The organism is Bradyrhizobium sp. LTSPM299 (assembly GCF_000938235.1).
Lineage (GTDB): Bacteria > Pseudomonadota > Alphaproteobacteria > Rhizobiales > Xanthobacteraceae > Bradyrhizobium.
This window is the reverse complement of the sequence record NZ_JYMU01000058.1, coordinates 296,014-302,013: the sequence shown is the minus strand read 5'-3', so window position 1 is coordinate 302,013 and position 6,000 is coordinate 296,014. Positions and strand designations below refer to the sequence as shown.

The 6,000-nt window shown below is 63.1% G+C and carries 5 protein-coding genes; all 5 read right to left on the bottom strand.

Going from position 1 to position 6,000, the window contains the following annotated elements:
- Positions 1 to 309 precede the first annotated feature (309 nt).
- Positions 310 to 1,302: an ABC transporter ATP-binding protein gene (locus tag UP10_RS30430; RefSeq protein WP_044590857.1), complete on the bottom strand. Its 993-nt coding sequence runs from the start codon at positions 1,300 to 1,302 to the stop codon at positions 310 to 312.
- The gene (locus UP10_RS30425) at positions 1,299 to 2,312 is read right to left on the bottom strand and encodes an ABC transporter ATP-binding protein (protein ID WP_044590856.1); all 1,014 of its coding nucleotides are present in this window, start codon (positions 2,310 to 2,312) and stop codon (positions 1,299 to 1,301) included. The genes UP10_RS30430 and UP10_RS30425 overlap by 4 nt, the downstream gene beginning before the upstream one ends.
- The gene (locus UP10_RS30420; protein WP_044590855.1) at positions 2,312 to 3,205 is read right to left on the bottom strand and encodes an ABC transporter permease; all 894 of its coding nucleotides are present in this window, start codon (positions 3,203 to 3,205) and stop codon (positions 2,312 to 2,314) included. Before UP10_RS30420 ends, UP10_RS30425 begins: the two co-directional genes overlap by 1 nt.
- Before the next feature lie 4 nt (positions 3,206 to 3,209).
- Positions 3,210 to 4,157, bottom strand: coding sequence for an ABC transporter permease (locus tag UP10_RS30415; RefSeq protein ID WP_044590854.1), 948 nt, complete (start codon positions 4,155 to 4,157; stop codon positions 3,210 to 3,212).
- Positions 4,158 to 4,246: 89 nt separating this feature from the next.
- Positions 4,247 to 5,842, bottom strand: coding sequence for an ABC transporter substrate-binding protein (locus UP10_RS30410; RefSeq protein WP_044590853.1), 1,596 nt, complete (start codon positions 5,840 to 5,842; stop codon positions 4,247 to 4,249).
- Positions 5,843 to 6,000: the final 158 nt, after the last annotated feature.

Genomic DNA, 6,000 nt, shown 5'->3' with positions numbered 1-6,000 from the left:
ATGGGAGCCGTCGCCTAACAGATTGGCCGGCCGGCGGGTTCGCCCACCGGCCGACCCGGAAGCTGCAAGAGCAGATGGAGCAATCGGTCGATCAACGATGCGAGACAGTCCGTGGGACCCATTGGCCGTCAACAGGTCGCCGGGTTGTTTGGAGCTCGCGTCGCGCAACCCATCTTGGCCAGCGATCAATGTGCGTCGCATCAACAGGCCGGACATATGGATGCAAGCGTTCCGATCTACTCACAAAGCTCTTGTGCCACGGGGGCCGTCCACATATGGGTCCCGGCCTTCGCCGGGACGACAGCGGAGTTAGTCTGATCTTCCAGTCCCATCATTCAGCCAACACGCTACCTGATGCCCGACACCGGCCTGCTGCAGCGCTGGCCGCTCGATCTTGCAGCGGTCGATGCCGTAGCGGCAGCGGGTGTGGAAGGCGCAGCCGGGGGGCGGGTTGATCGGGCTCGGCACGTCGCCATCGATCATCGGCGCCAACCGCTTGGCTTTGGGGTCGGCGATGGGCACCGAGGCGAGCAGCGCTTGCGTATAGGGATGGCGCGGGTTGGCGAACAGCGCGTGCTTGTCCGCGATCTCGACGATGCGGCCGAGATACATCACCGCGACGCGGTGGCTGATATGGGCGACGACGGCGAGGTCGTGGGCGATGAAGAGGTAGGAGAAGTTCTGCTCGCGCTGCAGGTCGATCAGGAGATTGATCACCTGCGCCTGAATCGAGACGTCGAGCGCGGAGACCGGTTCGTCGCAGACGATCAGCCGTGGACCGAGCGATAGCGCCCGCGCAATGCAGATGCGTTGGCGCTGGCCGCCGGAGAACTGGTGCGGAAAATTCTTCATCTGGTCGGGCCTTAAACCGACCTGCTGGAACAATTCTGCGACGCGCTCCCGCTTCTTCTGACCGGTCGCGAGGCCGTGTACGATCAGGGGCTCGCCGACGATGTTGCCCGCCGTCATGCGCGGGTTGAGCGAGGCAAACGGGTCCTGGAACACGATCTGCATCGAGCGGCGATACGGCCGCAGCGCGGTCTTGCTGAGCGGCGCGATGTCCTCGCCATCAAGCCTGATCGCGCCGCTGGTCGGTTCGACCAATCGTAGTACGGTGCGTGCCACCGTCGACTTGCCACACCCGGACTCGCCGACGAGGCCGAGCGTTTCGCCGGCGCCAAGTGAGAAGCTGACGCCGTCGACCGCATGCACGGTGCCGACTTGTCGGCGCAAAATGCCGCCGCGCACCGCGTAATGTTTGACGAGATCGGTGACTTCCAGGAGCGGTCGCTGCTCGGTCATAACACCGCCACCATTTCGCCGGCGCGCCAGCACGCGGCCCAATGGCTGGGGGCAAACTCATGCAGCGGCGGATACTCCTCGCGGCAGCGGTCGACCGCGAGCTTGCAGCGCGGCGCGAAGGCGCAGCCGGGCGGCAGATTGGTCAGCGACGGCACCATACCGGGAATCTCGGTCAGTCGTGCATCGGTCTTGGCGCCGAGTCCGATCACCGCCGGCATCGAAGCCATCAGCCCTCGCGTGTAGGGATGCAGCGGGGTCTCGAACAGTGCCTCGACGGTCGCCTCCTCGACCTTCTTGCCGGCATACATCACGATCACGCGTTGCGCAGTCTGCGCGACCACGCCGAGGTCATGGGTGATCAGGATCAACCCGGTGCCGAGTCTCTTTTGCAGATCGACGATCAGCGCCAGGATTTGCGCCTGGATGGTGACGTCGAGCGCGGTGGTCGGCTCGTCCGCGATCAGCAGCGCCGGCCGGCAGGCCAGCGCCATCGCGATCATGGCGCGCTGCCGCATGCCGCCGGAGAGCTGGTGCGGATATTCCTTCGCCCGCCGCTCGGGCTCCGGGATGCGTACCAGCCGCAGCATGTCGACTGCCTGCTTCCAGGCGTCCCTGTGGCTGACCTTCCGGTGCAGGCGCACGGCTTCGATGATCTGGTCGCCGATCCGCATCACCGGGTTGAGCGAGGTCATCGGCTCCTGGAAAATCATGGAGATGCGATTGCCCCTGACGTCTCGCATCGCGGCGTCGTCGAGCATCAGGAGATCGGTGCCCTCGAGCAGCACCGACCCGCCGACGATGCGGCCGGGCGGATCGGGCACCAGGCGCATGATCGACAGCGCGCTGACGCTCTTGCCGCAGCCGGATTCGCCGACGATCGCCAGCGTCTCGCCGCGGCGGACCGAGAACGACACATCGTCGACCGCGCGGAACAGGCCGGAATTGGTGAAGAACACCGTCTGCAGGTTCTTCACGTCGAGAACCGTCTCTGCCGCTAATGCCTCGCTCATCAGCCGCGCTGCCTCGGATCGAGGATGTCGCGCAGCGCGTCGCCGAACAGATTGGTGCCGAACACCGCAAGGCTGATTGCGATGCCGGGGAAGATCACCAGCCATGGTGCGACGCGGACATATTCGGCGGCCGATTCCGACAGCATCCGACCCCAGGACGGATAAGGCTCGGGAATGCCGAGACCGAGAAACGACAGCGACGCCTCGGTGAGAATGGTCGAGCCGAGCTGCGCGGTGGCGAGCACGATCAGCGGCGCAATAGTGTTCGGCAGCACGTGGCGCAGCGCGATCCGCGTTTCGCTCATGCCGATCGATTTGGCAGCCTCGACGAAGGGCTGCTCACGCAGCGCCAGCGTGTTGGCGCGGATGACGCGGGCGACCGTCGGGATCAGCGGGATGGCGATCGCGAGGATCACGTTCGGCAGCGACGGCCCGAGTGCTGCGGTCATGACAAGGGCGAGCACCAGCAGTGGCAAGGATTGCAGGATGTCGGTGACGCGCTGGAACAGGAGGTCGACCCAGCCGGATAGATAGCCGGAGGTGAGCCCGACCATCACGCCGATCGACGCGCCCAGCGTCGTGGAGCCGATCCCGACCGCGAGCGAGATCCGCGCGCCGTGGACGATGCGGCTCCAGACGTCGCGGCCGAAGGAATCGGTCCCGAACCAGTGAACCGCGGAGGGCGCGGCGAGACGGTGCGCGGAATCGACGCTGAGCGGATCGTAGCGGCAGATCAGGTCGGCGGAGATCGCGATCCAGACGAACAGCAGCATGATGACGAGGCCGATCGTGCCGAGTATATGGCGCTGCGCGAGAAAGGCGAGTCGGCGCCAGCCGCTGCCGGCATTGGCGCCGGCGCGTCGCAATTCGCTCTCGAAGTCGAGTGTCGCCATCGGGTTAATCCCCAAACCGGATGCGTGGATCGATCGCGGCGTAGAGCATGTCGACGATGAAGTTCACGGTCACCACCACGACCGCGATCAGCATCACGATGTTCTGCACGATCGGATAGTCGCGCCAGCGCAGCGCCTCGACCAGGAAGCGGGCGATGCCGGGGATGTTGAACACGGTTTCGGTGACGATCAGGCCGCCGATCAGGAACGCCGCCTCGATGCCTATCACGGTGATCACAGGCAGCACGGCATTCTTCAGCGCATGGCGATAATTGACCGAGGCTTCCGAGGCGCCTTTGGCGCGCGCGGTGCGAATGTAGTCCTGGCGCAGGATCTCCAGCATTGAGGAGCGCGTGATGCGCATGGTTAGCGCCGCGCTGCGGAAACCGACCGCCATCGCTGGCACCGCATAGATCGTGATCGCTTCAAGCCAGGTCTTCGGGTTCGGATTGAAGATCGGCACGGTGCCGAACAACGACACCGAGGCCATCAGGATCAACAGGCCGAGCCAGAACGATGGCAGCGACAGGCCGCTGAGGCTGACCACGCGCAGCGCATAATCGAGCTTTGAGCCTTGATGGACGGCGCTGATGACGCCGAGCGGAATGCCGATCGAGGCGGAGAACAGCAGCGCCAGCCCGGCGAGCCGCGCCGTGATCGGAATCCGCGGCAGGATCTCCTGCAGCGCCGGCTTCTCCGAGACGTAGGAATAGCCGAGGTCGCCGCGCAGCAGGCCCCCGATCCAGTGCAGATACTGGATCACGATTGGCTGGTTGAGGCCAAGCTCGCGCTCGAGATTGGCCTTGTCGGCGGGATCGACGAAACCGGCCGCGTCGAACAGGATGTCGACGATGTTGCCGGGCACGATCCGCAGCAGCACAAAGATGATGACCGAGATCCCGAACAGGGTCACGAGCATCAGGAACAGGCGCCGGACGATATAGGCAAACACCCTGGCTCTCTCCCTGTCCCGCCTGGTTCTTCTTTTGACGCGTTTTTTTCACGCGAACCGGTTCCCACTTCGCTCGAAAACGCTATGCGTTACTTATCCAGCCAGACGTCTTCGTAACGGTAGCCGTTGTAGGAGCTGTTGGACATGATCGTGACATTCTTCACATAGGGCTGCCAGCAGGTGCCGGTCCGGGCATGGAAGATGATCGGACGCGCGACGTCCTCCTGGAGCTTCTTGTCGATCTCCCAGACCATCTTCTTGCGCTTGCTGACGTCGGTTTCCTCCGACTGCTGGTCGAACAGCTTCTCGATGTCCTTGTTGCAATAGTTGGTGTAGTTGCGCTCCGAGCCGCAGGCATAATTCTCGTAAAAGGACTGGTCGGGCTCGTCGACCGCATTGCCTGTCAGATTGAGCCCGAGCGAATAGTCCTTGCGCGCGATCTTGGGGAACCATTGCGCGGTATCGACGACGTCGAGCTCGGCGTCGATATAGATGCTCTTGATCTGGTCGATCAGGATGATGGCGGGGTCGCGGTAAACGGCGATGTTGCGCGTCGACACCTTGATCTGCAGATGCTTGTCCGGCCCGTAGCCGGCTTTCTGCATCAGCTTGCGGGCCTCCTCGCGATTTTTCTCGATGTCTGGGCCGTAGCCGGGGATGGATTCCATCATGTCCTTCGGCATCGCCCACAGACCCGACGGCGCCGGCTCCATGGTGCCTCCGATGTCGCCCTGGCCTTCGAACATGATCTGGATGAAGGCCTTGCGATCCAGCGCCAACGCCAACGCGCGGCGGATGTCGATGTTGTCGAACGGAGGTCCGCTTGAATTGATGATGATGTTGGTGGAGACGTTGTTCGGTTCCACCACGCACACTGCGTTGGGGGCCTGCGACTTGACGTCCTTGAGCAGCGGGATCGAGACTTCGGTCGGGAACGTCATGTCGAACTTGCCCGAGACGAAGCCGAGGATCGCGGTGGAGCGGTTGGTGATGATGGTGAACTCGATGCCGTCGAGATAGGGCAGGCCCTTCTTGAAGTAATCCGGGTTCTTGACGAGCTTGATCGACTCGTTGGCCTTGAACTCGACGAACTTGAACGGGCCGGTACCGACCGGTTTGGTGCGCATCTCCGCCGGCGACAAATGGCAGGGATAGATCGGCGTATAGCCTGAGGCGAGCAGCGACAGCAGCGCGGGTTGCGGCCGCTTCAGGTTGAATGAGGCCTCATAATCGCCGTTGACCGTGACGTCGTCGACCTCGTCGTACCAGGACTTGCGCGGGTTCTGCCGGAATTTTTGTGGCGACTTGCCCATCAGCATGTCGAAGGTGCATTTGACGTCGGCCGAGGTGAACGGCTTGCCGTCGTGCCATTTCACGTCCCTGCGCAGCTTGAAGGTGAGCGTCTTGTTGTCGCCGTTCCAGGCCCAGCTCTCCGCGAGCTCGGGCCTGATCGTCTCAGTGCTGTTCTGGGCGATGTGCTGGTCGAAGATGACAAGGTTGTTGAAAACCGGCATGAACGGGATGTTGATCGAGTAGGTCGAGCCTTCGTGGATCGAGGCGCTGCCGGGACTGTCGCGGTGATAGATCCTGAAGATGCCGCCTGATTTCGGCTCGCCGGCCAGTGAAACATCGCCAATCGCCAAGACAGACAATACCGCGACGGCCAGCGCTTGCACGCTCCGCATGGTCCCCTCCACGAATTTCGGTCTCAACGGCCGATTGGCATCGACGATACCACGGTGACGGGTTCGGGCAACCGGCGCGGGCCGCGCGGGGATTGGCAATTCGGATGACATCGGCAAATGAAAATTCTGACACACCGGTAATAATGACGTTTGTGAGC

What these genes read in the sequence shown, in the direction of transcription:
- UP10_RS30430 (WP_044590857.1), bottom strand. Translation starts at nt 1,302, where the DNA reads ATGACCGAGCAGCGACCGCTCCTGGAAGTCACCGATCTCGTCAAACAT.
- UP10_RS30425 (WP_044590856.1), bottom strand. Translation starts at nt 2,312, where the DNA reads ATGAGCGAGGCATTAGCGGCAGAGACGGTTCTCGACGTGAAGAACCTG.
- UP10_RS30420 (WP_044590855.1), bottom strand. Translation starts at nt 3,205, where the DNA reads ATGGCGACACTCGACTTCGAGAGCGAATTGCGACGCGCCGGCGCCAAT.
- UP10_RS30410 (WP_044590853.1), bottom strand. Translation starts at nt 5,842, where the DNA reads ATGCGGAGCGTGCAAGCGCTGGCCGTCGCGGTATTGTCTGTCTTGGCG.